Origin of the sequence: Acaryochloris thomasi RCC1774, from assembly GCF_003231495.1 — a bacterium.
Lineage (GTDB): Bacteria > Cyanobacteriota > Cyanobacteriia > Thermosynechococcales > Thermosynechococcaceae > RCC1774.
This window is the reverse complement of record NZ_PQWO01000001.1, coordinates 101699-123824: the sequence shown is the minus strand read 5'-3', so window position 1 is coordinate 123824 and position 22126 is coordinate 101699. Positions and strand designations below refer to the sequence as shown.

21 protein-coding genes and 1 pseudogene are annotated in these 22126 nt (G+C 48.9%); 9 read left to right on the top strand and 13 right to left on the bottom strand.

Translation table 11 applies throughout. The annotated features are described in order from the left end of the window. Positions 1-83: 83 nt before the first annotated feature. From C1752_RS00710 to C1752_RS00700, 3 genes and pseudogenes are all read right to left on the bottom strand, one after another. Positions 84-647 carry a Uma2 family endonuclease gene (locus tag C1752_RS00710; RefSeq protein WP_110984131.1) on the bottom strand — a complete coding sequence of 188 codons (564 nt, stop codon included), beginning with the start codon at positions 645-647 and terminating at the stop codon, positions 84-86. Positions 648-798: 151 nt separating this feature from the next. Further along, positions 799-1030, bottom strand: a pseudogene (locus C1752_RS30155) (DUF5615 family PIN-like protein). Beyond that, positions 1027-1257 carry a DUF433 domain-containing protein gene (locus C1752_RS00700; protein ID WP_110984130.1) on the bottom strand — a complete coding sequence of 77 codons (231 nt, stop codon included), beginning with the start codon at positions 1255-1257 and terminating at the stop codon, positions 1027-1029. The pseudogene C1752_RS30155 and the gene C1752_RS00700 overlap by 4 nt, the downstream one beginning before the upstream one ends. Positions 1258-1616: 359 nt before the next feature. Here C1752_RS00700 and C1752_RS00695 point away from each other — a divergent pair, with 359 nt between their 5' ends. The 3 genes from C1752_RS00695 (at position 1617) to C1752_RS00685 (ending at position 2716) form a co-directional block, all read left to right on the top strand. Further along, complete coding sequence (locus tag C1752_RS00695; protein ID WP_110984129.1) at positions 1617-1916, top strand: type II toxin-antitoxin system HigB family toxin; 300 nt, start codon at positions 1617-1619, stop codon at positions 1914-1916. Beyond that, positions 1888-2307: a helix-turn-helix domain-containing protein gene (locus tag C1752_RS00690; protein ID WP_233501301.1), complete on the top strand. Its 420-nt coding sequence runs from the start codon at positions 1888-1890 to the stop codon at positions 2305-2307. The genes C1752_RS00695 and C1752_RS00690 overlap by 29 nt, the downstream gene beginning before the upstream one ends. A 187-nt stretch (positions 2308-2494) precedes the next feature. Further along, entirely contained in the window at positions 2495-2716 is a 222-nt protein-coding gene (locus tag C1752_RS00685; protein WP_110984127.1) for a toxin-antitoxin system HicB family antitoxin, read from the top strand. A gap of 129 nt (positions 2717-2845) precedes the next feature. Here the strand turns inward: C1752_RS00685 and C1752_RS00680 are convergent, their stop codons facing one another. From C1752_RS00680 to gltB, 4 genes are read right to left on the bottom strand one after another with little or no spacing between them, the layout of a single operon-like run. Then, positions 2846-5053, bottom strand: a complete 2208-nt coding sequence (locus C1752_RS00680) for a tetratricopeptide repeat protein (protein WP_110984126.1) — start codon at positions 5051-5053, stop codon at positions 2846-2848. 6 nt (positions 5054-5059) lie between these two features. Next, the gene (locus tag C1752_RS00675) at positions 5060-5350 is read right to left on the bottom strand and encodes a type II toxin-antitoxin system RelE/ParE family toxin (protein WP_110984125.1); all 291 of its coding nucleotides are present in this window, start codon (positions 5348-5350) and stop codon (positions 5060-5062) included. After that, positions 5341-5613, bottom strand: coding sequence for a CopG family ribbon-helix-helix protein (locus C1752_RS00670; RefSeq protein WP_110984124.1), 273 nt, complete (start codon positions 5611-5613; stop codon positions 5341-5343). Before C1752_RS00670 ends, C1752_RS00675 begins: the two co-directional genes overlap by 10 nt. A 55-nt stretch (positions 5614-5668) precedes the next feature. Next, a complete protein-coding gene (gene gltB, locus C1752_RS00665; RefSeq protein WP_110984123.1) occupies positions 5669-10282 on the bottom strand; it encodes a glutamate synthase large subunit in 4614 nt (1537 codons plus the stop codon). A 468-nt stretch (positions 10283-10750) separates the two neighbouring features. Here gltB and C1752_RS00660 point away from each other — a divergent pair, with 468 nt between their 5' ends. Further along, complete coding sequence (locus C1752_RS00660) at positions 10751-11320, top strand: pentapeptide repeat-containing protein (protein ID WP_110984122.1); 570 nt, start codon at positions 10751-10753, stop codon at positions 11318-11320. Positions 11321-11355: 35 nt separating this feature from the next. Here C1752_RS00660 and C1752_RS00655 read toward each other — a convergent pair whose 3' ends face one another. Both C1752_RS00655 and C1752_RS00650 read right to left on the bottom strand, forming a co-directional pair. Continuing rightward, positions 11356-11637 (bottom strand): type II toxin-antitoxin system RelE/ParE family toxin, encoded by a 282-nt coding sequence (locus tag C1752_RS00655; RefSeq protein WP_110984121.1) that lies wholly within the window; start codon positions 11635-11637, stop codon positions 11356-11358. Then, positions 11637-11882, bottom strand: coding sequence for a CopG family ribbon-helix-helix protein (locus tag C1752_RS00650; RefSeq protein WP_110984120.1), 246 nt, complete (start codon positions 11880-11882; stop codon positions 11637-11639). Before C1752_RS00650 ends, C1752_RS00655 begins: the two co-directional genes overlap by 1 nt. A gap of 376 nt (positions 11883-12258) precedes the next feature. Here C1752_RS00650 and glcD point away from each other — a divergent pair, with 376 nt between their 5' ends. Then, entirely contained in the window at positions 12259-13731 is a 1473-nt protein-coding gene (glcD, locus tag C1752_RS00645) for a glycolate oxidase subunit GlcD (RefSeq protein WP_110984119.1), read from the top strand. Positions 13732-13751: 20 nt separating this feature from the next. Here the strand turns inward: glcD and C1752_RS00640 are convergent, their stop codons facing one another. After that, the gene (locus C1752_RS00640; RefSeq protein ID WP_110984118.1) at positions 13752-14276 is read right to left on the bottom strand and encodes a hypothetical protein; all 525 of its coding nucleotides are present in this window, start codon (positions 14274-14276) and stop codon (positions 13752-13754) included. Between the two features lie 83 nt (positions 14277-14359). Then, entirely contained in the window at positions 14360-14860 is a 501-nt protein-coding gene (locus C1752_RS00635; RefSeq protein ID WP_199464237.1) for an MAPEG family protein, read from the bottom strand. Positions 14861-14940: 80 nt separating this feature from the next. Here C1752_RS00635 and C1752_RS00630 point away from each other — a divergent pair, with 80 nt between their 5' ends. The 3 genes from C1752_RS00630 (at position 14941) to C1752_RS00620 (ending at position 18291) form a co-directional block, all read left to right on the top strand. Next, entirely contained in the window at positions 14941-15630 is a 690-nt protein-coding gene (locus C1752_RS00630) for a helix-turn-helix transcriptional regulator (RefSeq protein WP_110984117.1), read from the top strand. A gap of 432 nt (positions 15631-16062) precedes the next feature. Next, positions 16063-17094 (top strand): coproporphyrinogen III oxidase, encoded by a 1032-nt coding sequence (locus C1752_RS00625; protein WP_110984116.1) that lies wholly within the window; start codon positions 16063-16065, stop codon positions 17092-17094. Between the two features lie 15 nt (positions 17095-17109). After that, positions 17110-18291, top strand: coding sequence for a glycosyltransferase family 4 protein (locus tag C1752_RS00620; protein WP_110984115.1), 1182 nt, complete (start codon positions 17110-17112; stop codon positions 18289-18291). Here the strand turns inward: C1752_RS00620 and C1752_RS00615 are convergent. Both C1752_RS00615 and C1752_RS00610 read right to left on the bottom strand, forming a co-directional pair. Beyond that, a complete protein-coding gene (locus C1752_RS00615; RefSeq protein WP_110984114.1) occupies positions 18269-19528 on the bottom strand; it encodes a response regulator in 1260 nt (419 codons plus the stop codon). The two genes, C1752_RS00620 and C1752_RS00615, sit on opposite strands and share 23 nt — an antisense overlap. Before the next feature lie 410 nt (positions 19529-19938). Beyond that, on the bottom strand, positions 19939-21150 hold the full coding sequence (locus tag C1752_RS00610; RefSeq protein WP_110984113.1) for a glycosyltransferase family 4 protein: 1212 nt from the start codon (positions 21148-21150) through the stop codon (positions 19939-19941). 89 nt (positions 21151-21239) lie between these two features. Between C1752_RS00610 and C1752_RS00605 the strand changes: the two genes are divergently transcribed. Further along, positions 21240-22118, top strand: a complete 879-nt coding sequence (locus C1752_RS00605) for a hypothetical protein (RefSeq protein WP_110984112.1) — start codon at positions 21240-21242, stop codon at positions 22116-22118. Positions 22119-22126: the final 8 nt, after the last annotated feature.

The window sequence follows — 22126 nt, the reverse complement described above, 5'->3', positions numbered from 1 at the left end:
GTCCTGCTTGCAATGGACTGAGACAGGCTATCGTGACCCTCGCTCAATTGCTTACAGCAACCTGTTTAGACGATTTGCATATCCTACAAAACCAGTAGTCCGAACAAGTCTGAAACCCGGTAGGTTAGCTGTTCTAGAAACTTCGGCATCGGTAACACTGTCTCCGGCTCATCTAAGATTTCAATCTCCTGGCTAGGCTGATAGACAAAGACCGCTCTATCTTCAGGGTCAATCAGCCATCCCATCTGAGTTCCATTCCTGAGACAGCGAAGAATATTTTTAGTCACTTTCGTTGGACGCTGGCCGGGTGACAGGATTTCAATGGTCCAATCTGGCGCGAGGAGAAACACATTAGCAATTTCTCCATTCTCGTCTGTGGGAATGCGTGACCAAGTAAAAACGGCGATGTCTGGCACGATAGAGGCACCATCAAAGGTGCAGCGAAGTTCTGGAAAGGCGCAGGCCACCTGTTCAGATTCAACAGCCGAATTGATCACCTTGACAAATTTATCCTGCAGTCTACTGCGCTTTCCCTGCGGCATGGGCTTCTGAATAATGTGGCCGTCGATGTACTCACTGGCTGGTTTGGTCTCCGGCAAGCCCAAGAAGGCATCTAATGTGATTGGCTTCGCTGATGTTTGAACCATGTGGGTTCCTACTTCTACTTGGCTAATATGTTAGCCCGTATCAGGAATAGACAACCAGCCAGGATATTGAAACAGTACTTGCGATCGCATCAGAACTATCTGATCAGGAAACATGAACCGAGGCTGAGAAAGATTTGCTCAAATTATCCATTCAGCCGAGGCGGAGCCAAATAACTTTTGACGGATTCCCGGAGACTAAGCTTAGGTCGTGCATATCCGCGTCTTTTGAGGCAATCATAAAATCATTCTCTTTTGCGTTCCCAAACGACTGAATCCGTTGTTGATTTCATACCTACGTCTCGAACAGGTAGAGAATTTGGGAAAAGATCGCTCAAGCGGTCTGGCAGTCTAGGTGATAAGTTTTCATCAAACAGCAGCTTCATGCCGATAGCGGAGCGGTCATGAACCGACGCTCACGATCAGCAGCGTAAGCGATACAAGCTTTTAAGTCTGCTCGTGTTAGATCAGGAAAGTCATCAAGAATTTCTGCTTCGCTCATTTCAGACGCGAGGTACTCAAGTACTTCATAAACTGTAATTCGTAAGCCACGGACGCAGGGTTTGCCGCCACGCTTCCCAGGTTCAATTGTAATGATGTCCTTGTAGTTCATGGGGGCTTATCGTCGTTACTTACAGTCACTCTTACATCTTGCCAAATCAAATAAAAACAGCAATCAGTCACTATCCGGGCATGGGATAAAACCTACAAATCCCATACAGAGAGAGCGGCGCCTCAATTGTAGACGAAGCTGACTGAAGCATTCTCCTAGAGGTGATCTGAATGCTCTAGCTCCTTGGTGACTTCAAAAAGCCTTCGACTAAAGCGAACACAAAATTTGATACTGTGCAGCTCGGTTCGGAGTGATAGCTGTACATGGATCAGTCGAGACTTATTAGCTGGCTAGCCTCAGCTCATGAAGCCGGATTTGCTATGATTGACAAGTAGCTCTCAAAAAGAGAGCATTTGCCTATGAGGGTAATTAGCCGAAGCCGACTATTAGAGTTCGTAAATCGGCATCGATCTGCTGCAGAAGCGCTTGATGTTTGGTACCGACTGGCTAAGAAGGCAAGGTGGCAAAATCTAAGTGAGGTCCGGGAGACTTTTCGTTCGGCTGATGTTGTTGGCAACTTCACTGTTTTCAATATCAAAGGGAATCAGTACCGTTTGATTGTTGATATCGATTACATGAGACAACGCATCTTTATCAAGTACGTTCTCACGCATAAGGAGTATGACAAGGATGACTGGAAGCGTGACCCCTACTATTGACCGAAACTCCTATGAGTGTTTGCTAGGGCATTATCGTCCTACTCCGATTCGCTCTGAGCAAGATAATGAGGATGCTTTGGCTACTGTTGCAGAACTGGCTCATCGGGATGATTTGACTCAGGCTGAGGAAGATTTGGTGGAATTGCTGACTCAACTGATTGAGCGCTTTGAGGAGGAGCACTATGCTTTTTCTGATGAGATGAAGGCTCAGCCTCTAGATTTTTTGCTGGAGTTGGCCCAGACCAACAGCTTGAGACAGGCTGACTTTGTAGGAGTTATCGGCAGTCGAGGGGTTGTTTCTGAGGTTTTCAATGGTAAGCGAGGGATTTCTAAGGCGATGGCCCGAGCTTTGGGTGAGAAGTTTAAGGTTGATCCAGGTGTGTTTCTGTAGGAGGGATGAGAGGTGCGATCGCACCCATAGATTTTCCTGTATTCCGACAACCTTGTTCTTGAATTTGCGATCGCAGGAAATGCCGAAGTGATTATTACCAACAATGTTCGTGACTTCCGCAACGCACAACTGACATTCCCACAGCTTGCAATCTTAACGCCGGACCAAATATTGAGAGGTAGCTAATATGGCAACGCTAACGATACGCATCCCTGACGATAAGCACTCACGTCTCAAAGCCCTTGCCAGCCATCGTAAGATTAGCGTCAACAAGCTTATTGAGGAGTTGTCGACTCAGGCATTGGCGGAATTTGATGCTGAAACCCGGTTCCGGGCGATGGCTGCATGTGGGTCAGTTGAGAAGGGGCTGAGTGTACTGAACAAACTCGATGCTCATTTTGGGTCCTAACAGATCACAATAAGAAATTCCCTAACGCATAGTGGCGCAGGGCGATCATATAAATTTACTCCCCCTGTTCTTGAACTTGCCACACACTCGACATTTCAAGCGTTGTAGGTTTCATCAGTCAAACAGACTTTATAACTCTGAGATTTTCTCTGTATTGAGGCGAGCCTGACGTACCTGTTCTTTTAAGGCTGGTTCAGGTGAATTCGAAAACCTCTCGATAACCTGATTGTAAATTGCTGTTGCTTCTTCTTGCTCCTCCAGTGCTTCAAGGGAAGCACCCTTGAAGATAAGTGCCTTTGCAACTTGTTCTTGTAAGGCACTTTCAGCAGAATCAGAGTATTTCTCAATAACCTGATCATAGGCAGCTATTCCTTCCTCGAAAAACTCCAACTCGAAGAGCGTACTTCCTTTCTCGACAAGTGCTCCCGCAACTTGTTCTTTTAATTCAGTTGCAGAAAACTCAATGAACTTCTTAATAGCTTCGTCGAAGGCAGTGATCGCCTCTGCCTGACGCTCCAACTCGATAAGGAGATAACCCTTACAGCGCATAGCCAGCGCGACTTGTTCTTGTATATCTGTTTCAGGCGAGTCAGAGTATTTCCCAATAGACTGTTCAAGAGCAGGCAATATTTCATCATAGCGTTCCAACTCATAGAGACTTTGTGCTTCAAATAACAGTGCATTTGCAACCCGTACATGTAAGACTGTTTCAGGAGAGTCGGAGTATTTCTCAACAATCTGTTTATACATCTTGATCGCTTCTTCATGATGCTTTAACTCATGGAAAATCCATCCCTTTTTTAGAAGCGCAGTTGCTACTTTTTCTTGTAAGGTAATTGCGGGAAACTCAGAGTATTTTATAATTAACTGATCCCAAGCAATAATCGCCTCTTCCCAACGCTCCATTTTCTGGAGAATATATGCTTTCTTGAAAAGAGCATTTGCAATTGTATGGACACTTGATTTTGGTATCGGCTGTGTCAAAATCTCCCCCAGCAGCAAAATCTGTTCACAAGCATCTATTACATCATCAGGACTATCATTTAGAGCTAAAGCTGCATCCCATAGACTAGAAATTAAATCGCAGCGCTGTCGGTCATTAAGAACTTTCGTATCAAGCTTATAAATTATTTGGACTGCCTCACGGTACTTTGATCTGCGTAGTGCATCTCGAAAAGGCTCTAATAAAGTCTCAATTTGCGCTTGTCCTTCAATGATTTCACGTTCATGTTCCGCTGCACGTCCAACACGATCTATGACACTGCCAATAGCATATAAATCATCTTGATCCCTAACTTGGGGTAGTGATTTACGTAGGTATTGAGCAAAAAATTTTAGGGGGTCTCTCGTTAAAAGGGGGGCTTCTAGCCCAAACGAACGTACCAAGCTGTCAAGTATTTCTTGTGCCGATAGTGTAATCTCAACTGAGGTACCTGAGACAAGGTTTTTATTGGATTCTTCTATCGCTTTTTTAGGTGTTCTCGAAGTCAAGGCTGTAGGCCGTGGCTCATTAGTCTCCTCAGTCTGAACATGCTCATGAGACTTTTCTACAGGCCCTACAAAACAGACATTGGGATGATCAGTTAACCAATTAGGAAATGCAGCAATATGCTCTCGTCGATAGCAGAACCAGTAGAGATTATTTGGCAATGCTCCTCTTGACAAGCGACGCTTCAATGCGGCCATAATCACATCCCCTTCCCAGCCGCTGTAGCCAATCACAAGTGGCGAACGGCGCAGCAAGATATTGTCGAGTAAAGCTCGCATCGTATAACTGTCTGCACTAGGATTCTTCGAACGCTCTTGAATTTCACCAGCCAAGTTGCAGCAATCATAAAATTGATACGTTCCATGTACATGAACGATTTGTAAATCATTGCGCTCTGGATCGATTCGCTCAGCCGTTTGTGGGTGATCGCAAATGACATAGGATGCGCCGAAGAGGTTTAACGACCGAGCCAGTAGATCATCAAAATTGGGTGTGACGACCAAATTGGTAATCTGCTTATCTAGCAACAAGTGTGCCAATCGCAGGTTAGCAGCAGAAATCGCTTTGTCCTCTATCAAATTACGTAGGTACTTCTGGCGCTGCACCCGCTGTGGGTAAGCCAACTGAAACCAGTGTGAATAAGAATCGCTAGCATTCTGTAATTCTGGCTCATCATCTCTCTTCCACTTCGCAGCTACATTCTTGCAAGCATCTACAATTTGACTTGCCAAAGGAATTGATGGCAAAGAAATTCCAGCACCTACAACAAAGAAGAATGGCTTAATCTCCTCATCCGCACACGATTGATGGATATGGCTAACTGCAGTCTCAAGATCAATCAGATTCATGGAGCTTCAAATTGTGTCGTTATCAGGAAAAGGCTGACGTCCATGTAAAACCCGCAGAATCTCAACACGACTATTTTGAACCCGATATACGGCTAAATAGGGTGTGCCACTAACCACGAGTTCACGAGTTCCCAATAAACGTCCCGGTCGTCCCATATTGGGCATCTTAGCTAGATTGCTAACCGATTGATCAATTCTCTGTGCAACATTGCGAGCCGATACCGGATCGTTATCAGAGATGTAGGTGCGAATGTGAATAATGTCTTGAACTGCGGCAGGCAACCAAACTATGGGCATGGAGCAGATTTCTCTTCATCGGTGCCCCAAGTTTCTAGCCAAGCAGATACATCGCTATGATCAACCCACTCAGTATCAGGCTGATTCGCTTGTTCAACAGCCACCTCAATTTGCTGGATCTGCCAAGCTTCCTGCTCAAGGTACGCAGCAATCGCTTTAGCCGCTAACCATGACTTACTACGTTGGGTGCTTTGAGCAAGTGCCTCTAGTTGTTGCTTAAGGGAGGCATTCAGACGAACCGTAATCGTCGCAGTTTCAGTCATGTGGAATACTAGCAATGTTCCACTTCAATTGTACACATTGTGTACAAAAGCTGCCTTACGCCGTTGGCGTCAACACCTTCTCCGCTGCTGTAACCTCTGGGCGCTCTGCTTCAGATGGTGGCACCACTTGCCAAAACTGAGGCAAGCAGTCAGGCCACTGTCTCAAAACAGCCGCTCCTTTGGCACTCCCCGTATGCTCTACATGGGCTTGAATGAGGGTGCGAAGCTGCTGCTCACCCGCCTCAGTCACAACCCGCTGCAACTGAACAATCTCAGGATTCACCTTAGTGGGGAAACTCCCATCCTCATCCAAAACGTAGGTCAATCCACCCGTCATGCCCGCACCCACATTGCGACCCGTCTCACCCAGAACCACAATCACGCCGCCCGTCATATACTCGCAGCAGTGATCGCCTGCCCCTTCAATGACGGCCTGGGCCTTAGAATTTCGCACCGCAAATCGCTCTCCGGCTTTGCCGTTAGCGAATAGGGTGCCTCCGGTGGCTCCATACAGACAGGTGTTGCCGATGATTACGTTGTCTGCTGCTTCAAAGGGTGATTCTGTAGGCGGTTGAACCACGATTTCACCACCGTGCATACCTTTGCCCACATAGTCATTGGCCTCGCCCGTGAGCTTGAGAATCATGCCCGGAAGGTTGAAGGCTCCGAAGCTTTGACCGGCGCTGCCCTTGAGGTTGAGGGTGATTTGACCCTGGAAGCCCGTGTTGCCGTATTGAGTTGCGATCGCACCCGAAACCCGCGCCCCCACAGCCCGATCCGTATTCACCACCTCAAAGCTTTTCTCTACTTGAGCATGTTGAGTAATCGCCGCCTGAATATCAGGATCTGCCAAAAGCTGATCATCAAACACAGGCCCATTGCTGTGGACTTCTTCATGCTGAAGCCAACCGCGTTCCGTTCGAGAATCTGGCAGCATCGTTAAACAATCCAAGTTCACCGCCGCCGTTTTTGTGAGGCCAGCGCCCTCGAGCATTTGCAGCAGGTCGGAGCGGCCAATGATCTCATCTAAAGAGCGAACGCCTAACTGAGCGAGAAGCGATCGCACTTCCTCTGCAATAAAGCCAAAGAAGTTAACCACATGCTCAGGAATCCCCGTAAACCGCTGCCGCAGCTTCTCCTGCTGAGTGGCAACGCCCACCGGACAATTGTTGGTGTGACAAATGCGGGCCATAATGCAGCCCTCTGCAATCATGGCGATGGAGCCGAAACCATATTCCTCAGCGCCCATCATCGCGGCCATAATAATATCCCAGCCGGTTTTGAGACCGCCATCGACTCTGAGGGTGACGCGATCGCGAAGCTGGTTTTCCATTAGCGTGCGATGCACCTCAGTAAGGCCCAACTCCCAAGGGCTTCCGGCATGCTTGATGGAGCTAAGAGGGGAAGCTCCCGTGCCGCCGTCATGTCCTGAAATCTGAATGATGTCGGCGTTGGCTTTTGCGACTCCGGCGGCGATCGTGCCGATGCCAATTTCAGATACGAGCTTCACTGAAACCCGAGCCTTGGGATTGATCTGGTGCAGATCAAAAATGAGCTGAGCCAAGTCCTCAATAGAATAAATATCATGGTGAGGCGGCGGTGAAATCAGCGTCACTCCTGGCTTCGACTTCCGTAGTTTGGCAATGTATGCACTTACCTTTTTGCCTGGAAGCTGTCCGCCTTCACCGGGTTTTGCACCCTGAGCCAGCTTGATCTCGATCTGCTTGGCGTTCATCAGATATTCAGGCGTGACTCCGAAGCGTCCTGATGCCACCTGCTTGATAGCAGAGCTGGCAGTGTCACCGTTTCGTAAGCCGTTGAGGTGGGGGAGCTGTTGTGATTTGCCCTCAGCATCTACGTCGTCTAGAACCTTGAAGCGGATTGAGTCTTCGCCGCCTTCGCCTGAATTGGAGCGACCGCCGAGGCGATTCATTGCGATCGCAAGTACCTCATGGGCTTCCCGCGAAAGCGCTCCTAAAGACATCCCACCCGTGCAAAAACGCTGCACAATATCTTCCACGGGTTCTACATCTTCTAGAGGGATTGCGTTATCCCCCAACCTGAAGTCCAGCAAATCACGGAACGCGGTAATCGGTCGGTTCTGAAGCTGTTGCTTATAGACTTCGTAGTGATCGTACTGTTTCTCCTCTACGGCCTGGTGCAGCACCTTAGCAATATTGGGCGTATTCATGTGATACTCGCCGCCCGGTCGATATTGAATGAAGCCAAAGTTCTCCAGCTTCTTGGCATCCAGTTCTGGGAAGGCGTTGCGATGAAATTCCATTACTTCCTGCGCCAGCTCCGCAGTGGAAAGACCGCCCACGCGAGAAGTTGTACCGACAAAGCCCAGCTCTAGCAGCTCAGAACCAATGCCAATCGCTTCAAAAATCTGTGCGCCTTGATAGCTTGCCAGCAGGGAAATGCCCATCTTCGAGAGAATCTTCAACAATCCAGCTTCAACCGCCTTGCGATAGTTGCTTTGGGCACCCGCAATCGTCGTAGATTCAATCTTGCCCCGCTCCATCATTTTCTGGGTCTTGTCGCTGGCCCACCATTGGCGAGTCGTTTCAAGTGCCAGGTAAGGGCAAATAGCGGCTGCACCATAGCCAATCAGACAAGCGAAATGATGGGTACTCCAGCATTGAGCGGTATCCACCACGATAGATGCCTTGAGCCGCAATCTTTGACGAATCAGGTGATGGTGAACGGCTCCCACTGCCAAAAGCGGCGGAATATAGGTATGGTCCGCATCTAGGTGGGTTGATGCTTGGGTTGAGGAGATGCGATCGCTCAGTACCAGAATTCCTTTGCCGGCCTGCACCGCTGCGGTCGCTTGCTCACAGAGTTTCTGAACCGCCTGCTTCAAACCATCCGGTCCATCGGCGACGGCAAACAGCGTCGATAGCGTCTCGGTTCCGAGCTTAGATGCCTGCACCGTATCCAGTTCAGCTTCATTGAGAACTGGCGATGATAATTTCAAGAGCTGCGCTGACTTCGGATCGTGGGCTAATAAATTCCCGCGTTCGCCGAGCTGTGTACTCAGAGACATCACCAGCTTTTCGCGCAGCGGGTCAATGGCGGGGTTCGTGACCTGTGCAAACCGTTGCTTGAAATAGTCGTAGAGGACATGCGATCGCGACGACAAAATCGATAGCGGAATATCATCCCCCATGCAGAAGGTCGGCTCCTTGCCATCCTTCGCCATTGCCTGCACAACCATCTCTACATCTTCTAGGGAATAGCCATAGGCAGTCTGTTGATTCAAGCAGGTCGCCGAATCCATCTGGGCTTTGGCAAGGAATTCACCTTCGGCCAATGTCTGCCGCTGCTCCTTAATCCAGTCCCCATAGGGATGTGCCTGAGAAATTCGCTGCTTAATCTGCCAGTTGGTGAGAACTTCCTCTTTCTCCAGATCCACCGCAATCATCTGCCCTGGCCCTAGCCGCCCCTTAGATACGATGTCAGCCTCTGGGATTGGCACCACGCCAGCTTCTGACCCGACGATCACATAGTCATTTTTAGTAATGCAGTACCGCGCCGGACGGAGGCCGTTGCGATCGAGCGTCGCCCCCACCATCTTGCCATCACTGAATACGACTAGGGCCGGACCATCCCAGGCTTCTTGCAGGCCGCTGTAGTACTCGTAGAAGTCCACAATCTCAGGATGATCGGTAAGTGCAGGCTGATTGCGATAGGCTTCCGGCACCAAAATCATCAGCGCCTCTTGAGGGCTGCGACCAGACTGCACCAACAGCTCCATCGCGTTATCTAAATTGGACGAGTCGCTATTGTTCGCATTCACAATCGGATCGAGCGACTCAGCGTACTGGTCCCAGTGGGGATGGCTGAGCTGAGGCTTGCGCGCCTTCATCCAGTTGATGTTGCCGAGCAGCGTATTAATTTCGCCATTGTGACCTAGGAATCGCATCGGCTGCGCCAGCGGCCACTTGGGCATCGTGTTAGTGCTGAAGCGACGGTGATAAATCGCGAAGGCACTTGTGTAGAGCGGGTTCTGCAAATCGGCATAAAACATCCCGAGGACTTCAGAGCGCACCATCCCCTTATAGACAATCGTGCGGCTTGAGAAAGAACAGACATAGAAATCGGTGCCCCAGTCGCTCCCCATTGCGGCCTGTTCTATTCGCTTGCGGACCAGATAAAGCTGTCGCTCTAAGTCATCGCCCTTCAGCGTTTCAGAGGTGACAAAAAGTTGTTCGATTCGCGGCTGATTAGCTTTGGCCTGCTCTCCCAATACTTCTGGATGAACGGGGACGGGACGCCATCCAATGATGTTTAACCCTACTTCTGTGGCGAGGTGTTCTAGTTTTTGACGTGCGATCGCACTCCTCTCTTCATCATCAGGCAAAAACACCATGCCCACGCCCGTAGCGTCTTTCACCGAGGCATTCTGCGCCTCTAACCAAGGTTGAAACAAACCCCAAGGGATTGCGGTCATCAGACCTGCGCCGTCACCGGAATCGCGATCGGCGCTGCAGGCTCCCCGGTGCTCCATGCAGGTTAGCCCTGTCAGGGCATGTTCAATCAGGCGATGGGTTTCTTCACCGTGTTGACTAGCAATAAAGCCCACACCACAGGCATCGCGTTCCTCGACCAGCCAAGGCTGTCCTTGAAATCCTGCAGCGGTTTGGTGAGCCTGGTGATGAGACATTCTTGAGATACCTATAATCAACGTCTTAAGAGTAAATCTGCCAAAAGGAGAGATTTACCTGTAGCGAGCAGTGAGCCATTCCCATGCGTCCGGGGGAGTAATGACCGTATTACTATTGTAGCGACTTCAGCCAAAAGCTTGGTAGGCAAGCCATAGCCTTACTAAAGTGGCACCAATTTCAACCGTAAACTGTAGCAACGCCAACATAACAATGCTATTTTCTGTGGCGGGAGGAGACTCATGCTTTTCTAATGCGGCAGTGAGTCGATAGCAAGTAGCAAATACTAGGAGAGCAGAAGCCAAAAATGATGTCGGACGGTACGCTGCAGCTGCATCAATAAAGAGCGTTCAGTCTGCGAGCAATCCATCGGGATCAAAATCAGTTAGAGCAATCTCGGCAAGTTGACTAGCAGGTAAGCTATCAACGACTGAAGAAACATTAGGTTCATTGAACGGTAGGCGGGTTATATGAGTCCCGAGGAATTGCTGGAGCAGTACGCTGCTGGAAAACGCGATTTTGCTGGCATTGAACTCGAAGATGCTCGTCTGAACAGGGTTGACTTGCGAGGGATCAATCTCAGCGAAGCTAATTTGACAGGGATATCTCTCATTGGATCTAATCTCGAAGGAGCTACCTTGAAGAAAACAATTTTGGGTGATTCCGAACTAGCCAATATCAACTTGCGTGGCGCGGACTTGACCCAGGCCAGCCTTTCCTGTGCCACGCTAGGCAACGCTAATTTACAAAACGCTATTTTGATCGGGGCTAAACTCTTCCAAGCTTCCTTGATTGGTGCGTGCCTCATTCATGCGAACTTGCATCAAGCCGCGATGGGACAGACCAATATCAGTGGCGCTAATCTCTCCTACGCGAATTTACGAGACGCTTTCCTCAAGGAAGTTCTCTTCAATGCTGACTTATCCTTCGCTGACTTCAGCGGAGCCGAGACTTGGGACAACATTGAGGCATTGTTCACTCCAGGAATCCTCTGCAACACTATTTTGCCCGATGGCACCGTCAGGAACGATGACTGTTGATGGTTGTGCAACATCATCCGCAATTAATTTGACCTTCATAGATTCGGCCAATCCTGTGCACCGTGTAGGACTCGTAGAATCACGACGCGAGTTTCTTCCACCCAGTAAACCGCCACGTAGGGCGATCCCTTAATCACCAGTTCTCGGGTTCCGGCAGCACGACCGGGCCTACCTCGTTTAGGGAACTCCGATAGCCCTTCGATGGCTTTGAGAATCTGGCTTTCGGTTAGCTCGGCTGCATCTGGGTTGCGAAGCGCTAGGTAATCCCAAATATCGTTTACATCCTGTCGGGCGCTTTTAGTCCAAACGATGGACACTATGGAGCAGTTCGTCTACGAGAGTAGTCGGTAACGACTTCAGCATGATCTACGATTTCGCCTTGGGCAAGGTCATCAAACCCTTGCTGAACGGACTGTAAAAACTCGTATTCGTTACTGACGTAAGCTTCTAGAGCCTGATGGAGAATCCAGGCGCGAGTGCGGCCTAGCGATTCAGAGAGCTGGTCGATTTGGGTGGCAAGTTCTTCGGTGACTCGGGTAGAAACGGTGATTTCTTTGGTCATGGACGATCGATAATGATGTGACCAAGGTTGATTTATTTACATTGTAGACGTTGTAGACAGTTCACTGTATCTGCTCGAAAATATTGACCGCGCTCAGAAAATGATGAATAAGTCTTGCTGTCTCTGGTTCTTCATAGAACTAGCGTTACCACTTTGTTTGGGATTGCGATCGCAAACTCTAGCTCTTGCCGTTCTCTAGTCCTGATAGTCTCTTTGAAATCTTTCGTCAAAGCCATCGCTACCCTTAGCTTCTCCGCTTCTTGTTGGATTCATTGGAAGTTATTGTCCAGCTCTGAGCAAGATATCCCCGTGAATATGTAAGGTGTCGGTCTATACACAGTAAGCTATTCATAGGCTTAACGCTCGTTTATCAACTATGTTGACGCAAGAAAAGACTCAAAACTGGAAGCCCCTTATCAAGCAGTTTGAAAAGATTGCTGGCAAGCAGGGCGTTATCGTGACACCAGAAGAACGCTCCGTTTACGAATGTGATGGTCTCCTTAGCTACCGAGAACGTCCCAGTTTAGTGGTTCTGCCTCGCACCACTGAAGAAGTTGCTGCGATCGTTCGAATCTGCGACCAGAATGATATCCCCTTCGTCGCTCGCGGATCGGGTACGGGCTTGTCGGGAGGAGCGCTGCCCACAGAGGGCTGTGTTCTAATTGTCACCACTCGCATGAATCAAATTCTAGAAGTGGATCTAGAGAATCGCCGGGTTGTCGTTCAGCCAGGGGTGATTAATGCCTGGGTAACGCAAGCGGTCAGCCAGGCAGGCTTTTACTACGCACCAGATCCATCTAGCCAAATCATTTGCTCTATTGGCGGCAACATCGCTGAGAATTCAGGTGGCGTCCACTGTCTTAAGTATGGCGTCACCACCAACCACGTTCTCGGAATGAAGATGGTGCTGACCGACGGCTCGATTGTTGATCTAGGCAGTAAAGTTCCAGAGATGCCAGGGTACGACCTTACAGGTATCTTTGTCGGCTCCGAAGGAACGCTGGGCATTGCCACTGAAATTACGCTGCAGATTCTCAAAAAAGCGGAGACCGTCAAGGTTTTACTGGCGGACTTTACCAACGTTGAAGCCGCAGGGGCCACCGTTGCCGATATTATTGCGGCAGGCGTGATTCCAGCGGGTATGGAGATTATGGATAATCTCAGCATCAACGCTGTTGAGGATGTGGTGAAGACGGACTGCTATCCCCGTGATGCCGGAGCGATTTTGCTGGTAGAGCTAGACGGCATGGCAGTGGAGGTAGAGGCCAGCAGCCAGCGCGTTGCAGATATCTGCCGCCAAAATGGAGCGCGGAACGTCTCGGCGGCAGGTGATGCGGCCACCCGCGACAAAATGTGGAAAGGCCGAAAGGCGGCTTTTGCGGCGGCGGGGAATATGAGCCCGAATTACTTTGTACAGGATGGGGTGATTCCGAGAACGCAGCTTGCGGATACGCTGAAGCAGATTGAGGCGCTGAGCAAAAAGTATGGACATCGGGTGGCGAATGTTTTCCATGCTGGGGACGGTAATCTACACCCGTTGATTCTTTACGATGAGTCAGAGCCAGGAGCGCTACAGCAGGTAGAGGCGCTGGGCGGCGAGATTCTAAAGCTCTGCGTTCAGAAGGGCGGCAGTATCTCTGGTGAGCATGGAATCGGGGCGGATAAGCGCTGCTATATGCCTGAAATGTTCTCGAAGGCGGATTTAGAGACAATGCAGTGGGTCCGGCATGTGTTTAATCCAAAGGAACTAGCTAATCCAGGCAAGGTCTTCCCGACGCCACGCACTTGCGGAGAAGGTGCCCACACCCACAACATTCCTGCAGAGTTAGATGGGGCAATGCTATTCTAGTGCCCGCTTTGATTGAGACTTCATGGGTTGCGCAATTGAATCGTTCGGAGCGCTGCACCTGAACTAGCTTGATCGTTAAGTGGCAACTCAGGAAGGCGAATGCCAAAGTTTTCTCGAAGGTCACATAATCGTTGATCTAGATAAAACGTGTAATCTTCAGCAGGCCAACGGTGTTTCATTGCCATCGCGCTAATGAGCGTAGCAATAATTCTCGGAAGACTAGAAAGCCAAGTCTTGATCAAACGTCCGTATCCTATTTTTGACAGGACTTGTTGATGATCATCGTGCATGTTCACTCGGTGCATATCTTGCATCTTTACTGTTGTGCCAAAGGCCGTCCATACATGGGCAATGATTTCTCCTAACAAGTTAGTGGGACAACCGAATAGCACATGAATTGCATCATGCATATCAATGTCATCGCTCAGGTCAGGTACAACATTCTCTGCGGCATCACTAGTGGCTCCCTCATGGGCGCGAAGTTCTCGAACCCCCTCACGGAGAGTCTGGGTAGAGTTTGGATTCAGGTAATCGAGGTCTCGCATAAGTTTTCTCCTGAGTTGATTTGGATCCTAGAGCTGCCGAGTTTTGCCCAATCTGTTTCAAGTCTCTCTTCTATAGCTCAATGTTAGAGAAGTTCAGCCATCCCACAGTAAATACAGGCACTAACACCAACAATATAGACAAGCCAAGTGAGACCAAAACCAATTGCGCGACCGGGGGAAGGACCGTAGGTTTTGATTAAGCCCCATGCGTGGGCAATGCGTCCGATGGTCAATGCACCTCCCATGAGCCAGAGGGGCCAGGATGGGGTAGACATCAGCTCTAGAATGATGATCAATAGCAACCCCAGAGGGATATATTCTGTAAAGTTGCCATAGGCACGGACTTTGCGTTGCAGAAGTCCATCGTCAGCCAATTTGGTGCCCACAAATTGCCGAGTACATCTTTCGATAAACGCTGCCCATCGATTTGGGGTTGCGAGATAATTTTTCTGAGTCTTAATATCTTCCTCAATTTCTCCATGCCAAATTCGAGTTTTAGTGCGCTCTGCCACAACGATGCAGGAAAGGACAAATGCGATCAGACCATTGAGGCCGACAAAAAGTGCTGAGATAGGAACAGACATGGGCAATATTGGCTGTAGACCAGATCTACAGAATAGAAATTGAAAACTCGCTAGCCAAGTCCCCAACTGGGTACAAATTGATGAAATTTGCTCCTTTGATTGAAAAGCTTACAACTGTAGCGAATGAAGCGCAGTTGCGATCTTGCTTTATGGATTATGCCGGTGAGCTGGTCGGAGCAACGGCCTGGGGCTTGGATTTACTGGACCGGCGTGCTCAAGTGATTGAGTCAGATCTTTGGGGGGTGCCCGATACATTTCATGATCGCTATCAGGATATTGGACGCGATGCAGATCAAATCAGCCAACAGATGATTAAGCATCAAGTTCCAGTTCACAATCTATCGGTCTACTCTCAACAAGACTGGCACCAGAGCACACTCTACCAATCTATATTCCGCGTCTATGGTGTTGAACATGGGTTAGCTGCACCTCTAGTCGGCAACGGTTATTTGATTGGCGGTGTTTATTTTTTACGCGGGAAAGACTGGCCTGCCTTCTATGACGGAGATCTGATTCAATTGAGTGCTCTGTGTCTACATCTATCCGTGCGACTGGCGATGTTCCGCCTTGCTGTTGCTCCCTCTCTAGTCAACGGCTTGACGCCGCGAGAACTCGATATCTCTGAGTTAGTGGCTCAAGGCTGTAGCAATCGGGAAATTGCTTTGAAGCTAAACATCAGTCGCGACGCCGTCAAACAGGTGCTCAAGCGGATGTTTCGAAAGCTCAACGTTTCTGCCCGTGCAGAAATGGTTGCAAAATTGAAGGCTTAGCGCTTGGTGAGTATGAGTACTATATTTGGATGTCTGACCTGTGCGATCATGCTTCAAGGCTTCGAGCTTGTTTCCAGGCGGTATACGTAACGTCTATAGAAAAGTAGCGGCATGAAGTTGTTCTAACCTTCGAGCAGCAATCCGCTGAATTGACTGGAGCAGCTTTCTCGAAAACTTACCCTGAAAGAGCTTCTGTGTTTTCTTACAATTAAATGAAGCGATCACACATTAACCATAATGCTCCTCGTTAATAATGCCAAACATCCTCGTAAGGCTCTGCGATGTGAAATTATCAGGGTCTCGGTAGGACAGAGCAGTGGGGCCAACAAAGCTGTTTGTCTTACAGTTGATGGCGTTATGAGACTATAGAATAAGGACTTGAGAGGCCACGAATTATGGCTTTGGTCAATCCCACAACATTCATTTGGCGTTATGGAAAGAACGAAAGCAAAGTCTCCCGAGGCAATCAAAGCCTATGCTCTTGTTGAAACTCTGCAGAAGCGATTTGTCCAAAAATTAGAAAGCGTTAGTCGCTCTATGGGGCAAGAGCAGCCCTTCGAGCCACGCGAATGGTTTCGAGACCAGGGAGAATACGGCGGTGGGGTTCGATATCTAGCCACGGATGAACAAACTTTCAACCGTGCCTCAATTAATATTTCTCAGGTTAATTACGATCGCAACCCTGCTAAGAAGTTAGGCTCGGCTTCTGCGATCTCAACCATCGTCCATCCCAGAAACCCCCATGCACCATCGGTCCACATGCACATTAGCTGGACTGAAATGAAAAGCGGGAAGGGCTATTGGCGAATTATGGCCGATCTCAATCCCTCAATTCCTAATCAGGACTTCAAAGACCGTTTTGCCGCCTGCCTAAAAGAAGCAGCGCCCGAACAGTATGAAGAAGCGTCTGCCCAGGGCGATCGCTATTTTTATATCCCAGCTTTAGAGCGTCATCGCGGCGTGACGCATTTTTATCTTGAAGATTATTCCACGGATGATCCGGCTGCAGATTCTGCCTTGGCTCGGACCTTCGGTGAATCTGTGATTGATTGTTATGCCAGCATTCTCCAAGAAGCTGTTCAGGAGCAGGCCAACCCTAACGATTATGAGCAACAGCTCGCGTATCATAGTCTCTATCTATTTCAGGTCTTGATGCTGGATCGGGGAACCACATCAGGGCTGCTGGTTCACGATCAGAATGACGTGGGTATCTTGGGGTCTTTACCCGAAAAAGTGAGCCGGTCTCTTCTAACCTCGTGGAAACAATCGCTCCAGTCCCCACAGGATCAATTGTTAGTTAGCATCCTAGATGCTTTACCCACAGAAGAGCCTAGCCCGGTGGATGAGCCGACTAAGAAACGGTTGGCAAACTCCGTTCGCCTGCATTATCGAGCACACCCCGAGGCACTCAGTATGCAAGCGAGAGGGAATGTGATTCCACCGACCGTTCAAAATCACGGTTAGGCGTCTCCAACTTTTGTGAGTCATATTGTTTTTCTTTCTGAACGTTTCCCTCCCGATCTGGGGGGGGTTGCTCGGAGTGCGGGTCGCATTGTCTCATCTCTTACTACGCTGGGTCACTCGGTAGAAGTTGTGACCTGGAGTCGATATCTGCCGCCAGGAGACGTTGCTCCTCCAGAAAGAGTAGAGACAGCAGGTGGCCTGCTCTCGATTCATCGCATGGGCCTCTACCGTCATTGGGATGGCACTATGCCCCACACCCTCAATCTTCTCGATTGGCTTAATCATGATCATCCAATCGATGTTGTGTGGGGACACTACCTCTTCCCTGCAGGTTTTCTCGCGGTTTGGTTTGGTCAGCTCAATCACTGCCCCACGATTGTCAGCGCTCGGGGGAACGATGTGGATCGTGCCGTCTTTCCGCCCGGAGATTTTGCGCGGCTGCAGTGGACCCTTGCCCACGCTACTCAGCTCACTGCCGTGAGTCAAGATATGGCAAAGAAAGTGCAAATGGTTTGTGAGCGCAACGATGTAATAACTCTCCCCAATACTGTTGATGCAGATTTGTTCTGTGTTGCCAAGCCAGACTCTAACAAAGTGCTCCGGCAACAGCTTGGTATTGCAGATCATGAGACTGTGCTGGGCTTCTCAGGAGAGCTACGCGAGAAGAAGGGCCAGCGTTTTCTGCTTCAGGCTTTGACGCAGGTCCTGGAAACGCGACCTGCCTGCCTGTTAGTGATGGGAGAATTGCGAACGGCGGCGCAGTCTTTACTCCAGACCTTTGCCTTAGATCATCCAGAGGCGGCGGAGCGGGTGATTATAACGGGACACTTGCCGACGCCGGAAGAGGTGGTACAGCATCTCAATCTTTGCGATGTCTATCTACAGCCGTCGCTATGGGAAGGGATGCCCAATGCTTTGCTGGAGGCGATGGCCTGTGAGCGCTGCTGTATTGCCAGCGATGCAGGGGGAATTCCTGAGGTGATTACCCATGGAGAAACGGGCTTTTTGCTGATGAGATCGCAACTCCATCAACTCGGCCACGCCATCATCGAATGCCTTGCCCTACCCCACGAGCAGCGGCAAAAAATTGGACAGCAGGCCCGCCAACACGTCCAAGCAAAACATGGACTAAACACTGAAGCCATGATGCTGAAAACTATTCTAACTGCCGGCTCTAGGCAGACTCTAGATATCTAAAGACCTTATTGGACAGTTCAGAGGAATCAAAAGGCTTGGTCAAATAGTCCGTGGCACCGACAACCTTCGCTTTCGCGCGATTGATGAAACCGCTCCTGCCCGTCACCATAATAATCGGCGTGTCTTTGAGCTGAGGATGTTTACGCAACATTCGACAGAGATCGTAGCCATCCATTCGAGGCATTTCAACATCCAGCAAGATCAAGCTAGGATTCGATTTGATGACCTTGACCAACGCCTTAATGGGGTCGTCAATTAAGATTGGACAGAGCTTCTCTTGGATCAAATATCTCTGTACCATCTTCAGAATGGCAGGGCTATCGTCAATACAGATAACGGTGTATTGACTCATGGAGCCAGTTTTGTTCTCAATCAAGAATTGATCTGCAAATTCCTGAGGATTATAAGAGACATCACCGCTTAAGTTTGGATCTGAGCTAGGGAATCTATCCGAGAATCTAGGGAACAAGTGATAAGGTGCAATCGGCTCCCTCAGGATAATCGTTTTCTCCGTGATTTCAGAATATAAATCCTGGGCCAAGGACAGCTCGTCCTGTCCTAGAATCACCGCCAACTTTCGAAAGCTGAAGCCCCTGAGAACGCCACCGTATTTTTCGAGCTTCTCAGAACCAGACTGGCGCTGAAGCTCACTTTGGCTGAAGTAATAGAGTCCCTGATAGGGAGACCAAATTTCAGGACCTAGATCTCTCCAGGCTTTGATGCGATATTGACACTCTTGAACCAGAAGCAACAGGTCTAAGCGACTCATCGGATCTAAAGAGGACGAACGACTAATAAATCGATAGTCTCCTGCCACAAGCAGTAAATATGATTCGAGAGCTTCCTGTGACAGTCGCTTAATCAGGAGCATGACCTGCTCCGTATTCAAGTAATTCTGATCCTGGAGCCAGCGAATCGCTTGATAGCTAAACGGTAGATCTTGCCGAGCATCGTAGCGATTAGATAGCGCCCGAACGTCTTGCTTAATTTTCTGATTAATGGCAGGTACGATACGGCTAAAGTCCTTTAGATGCCGGTCTAATACATCCGAAGGATTGATTGAATGGCTCGCAAATACGAGCTGCCCCCCTTCAACGTAAATTCGCCAGACCGCATCACAGCTTACAACTTCTAAAATGCCGCTGCTTGATGATGCGACAAGCTGGCTCAGAATAGCCTTTGGCGGTGTGTTGCTCGTCAGTTGACCTTTGATCTCTACGTCTATTTCTTGCTTCACTACTGTATTTACTCTATATCTAAGGAATAAAAAGCTGCTTCCTGTCTATCAAATAAGGATCAAAGGTAAAGACTAATCTGTGCGTTATCAATAATGAGTCTGGCGCTCGAGTCAATTGTTCTTTATATGTATAACTTATATATAGAATGCCCAGTTTTATGTCTTATATAACAATCCTCACTATTGAACGTTGAGAAAAAACTGTCTGGTATATCTACTCACAAAAGATAGATAGCTGTGATCTATATCACTTTGCACATCTAAAATATTTTGGTTTGAAAAGATAGTATTCACAAGCTTCAAAATTGAACTGAAAATCGTGATGTTTTGCGTTTTTATGTCTTCCCTGGCTTAATTTAGCTTTATGGTTGAACCGGCTTGGAGTCTACGATCTCCTGCTTTGTTGTGCTTCAAAGTGTGGGGCTGATGTTCTTAGTCACTTTGTGAATGCCTAGACGTTTGTAAACTCGAATGAGATCCTGGTTGGACTTTTCCCACGTATAAAATCTCTCGATATAAGAACGCGCCCCTTGCGATAGCTGTAGGCGCAGATCAGGATTAGCCCGTAGCAGCAGCAAATTATCTTTAATCGCCTTAGCTGAGCCTGGACGCCCCATCAGTAGATGTATATTTTGCCTTCCCAATGCATGAACAACGTCTAGATCGCTTGTCACGACTGGAGTTCCGGAGGCCATGCCCTCTAGAATCTTGAGCGGACAGCATCCTTGTATGCAGTTGCGATCGTTGGCTTTGAGTGGGGCAACGATCACGTCAGCGTTGTGCATCTGCTGTACAAGCTGAGCCTGGTTCACGGGGGCTAAAATCTGAACGCGGTCCTGCTGGCCTAGGCGGCGGATTAATTTGAGCAGAGATCGCAACTGCTGTGGCCTCGCGGGTCCCAAAATCGTTAGCACTGCTGGAAAATCTCGACAATATAGATCCAGTGCTTCGATGGCTAAGTCAACGCCTTGCCAAGCGCTCAGCGTCCCAAAATACAGCATCTTTAGCGGCTGAAGATCAGGGCTGAGGCGCGGTGCTCGATAGGTAAAGACACTTAAATCTACGCCGTTGGGAATCACCGCAATTTTGTCTGCGGGCACTCCCTGCTGTACTAAAAAAGCTTTGGTGACGCCACTGGGCGTGATCACCTGATCGGCCTGGGATAGGCACAGTGCTTCTTGAGCTAATAGCTTGTGCATTAGCTCGGAATCCTCTGCGACACGGGGATAGCGGTACTTCAGCTCAATGGACGGCAGTCCGTTAATTTCTAAGATCAGGCGATCGCAAAGTTCCTGCTTACGTTGAGCGATGGGAAAACCTTCGTAAATAGAGCGCACATGGATCGCCTGAAATCTTTTATTTCTAAGCCATTGATCAAGCTGCCGACGAAAGCTGAGAACGCGATCGAGTAGAGTTTTGCCCAGGGCCGGGAGCGCTGTGTGATAGACCCCTGGCCAGCGTTGGTGGGAGAGGATCTCTTCTGGTGTTGGGGAGACGCTGACTAAATGGAGGGGGCCAAATTGATTTGCGATCGCACCTGTAAACGCTTCAATATGAACGGCGGCACCCTTCGGGGCTGGAACAATATCAAAACTAATGTAGGCGAGGGGAAAATCGGGCATAACCTGAGATGATAGACCTGATCGAAATCAGCTAGATTTTGAGTAGAGAAATCTCTCTCTCAAAAGGATAAAAGCCGCAGGAGATTTAAGTGACCCTCAACCTTGAATCATTTAGACAGACCTTAGTTTACGATCAAAGGAGCACAGCAAAAAAGCTGATTGCTGACCTGATTTTGATCGAAGACAGTGACGCTATTGCAGAGGAAAAGCAAAAAAAATTAGGAGGTATTCTGACCTTCGTTGTGATTGGATTTTTCTTGTTTTTGTTTTTAGGCTTTTTCTTTCCCCCATTATTTATTCTCGTGGCGATCCTGGCGCTTCCTCTGGTGATCTTGACCGTGCTGTGGAACAGGCAGAAAAGTCGCAACATCATCAACGAGCGCTACGAAATCCCTAAGCTGCTGATTCCTAAGTTCCTGCGCGATATGCAGCCGGAAGCCTCTGTTCATCTTGCCGTTGACTTTAGCGATCCGAAGGCCAAACGCAAAAAAGTTGATACGATTCCTGATCCTAGACGGTCGAAGTGGAAGATTGATCGCTACACCGACCCGTGGCTTCGGCTAGAAGGACAGTTTCTTGACCATACTCGCTTTCAAATTTCGATTACAGAATTCACCATTGAAAAATATGGCTGGAAGCGCAGCCGCAGCGGGAAAAGTAAGTTCAAGCGTAAAGCGAAGCCTAAAGGGTTAGAAGTGGCGCTCATGCTGCAGTTTTCTAGAAATCGATATGGGGCGATCTCGATGCTCCAAGCATCTTTATCTGAAGCGATCAAGCTGCCAAACAATGCTCGAATCAAGCGCCTGAAAGTGAGCGATAACCGCCTACTGTTGGCCGCTAAGATCCCGCCTGCGAGCTATGCCAGAAATGCGGATACTCAGGAAGTGGATCATCTGGTGACTCAAATGTTTCTCAGTCTTTACCACGGTCTCAATTTAGCGAAGCAGCTTTCGAGAACGACTTCATAACGCTTTTA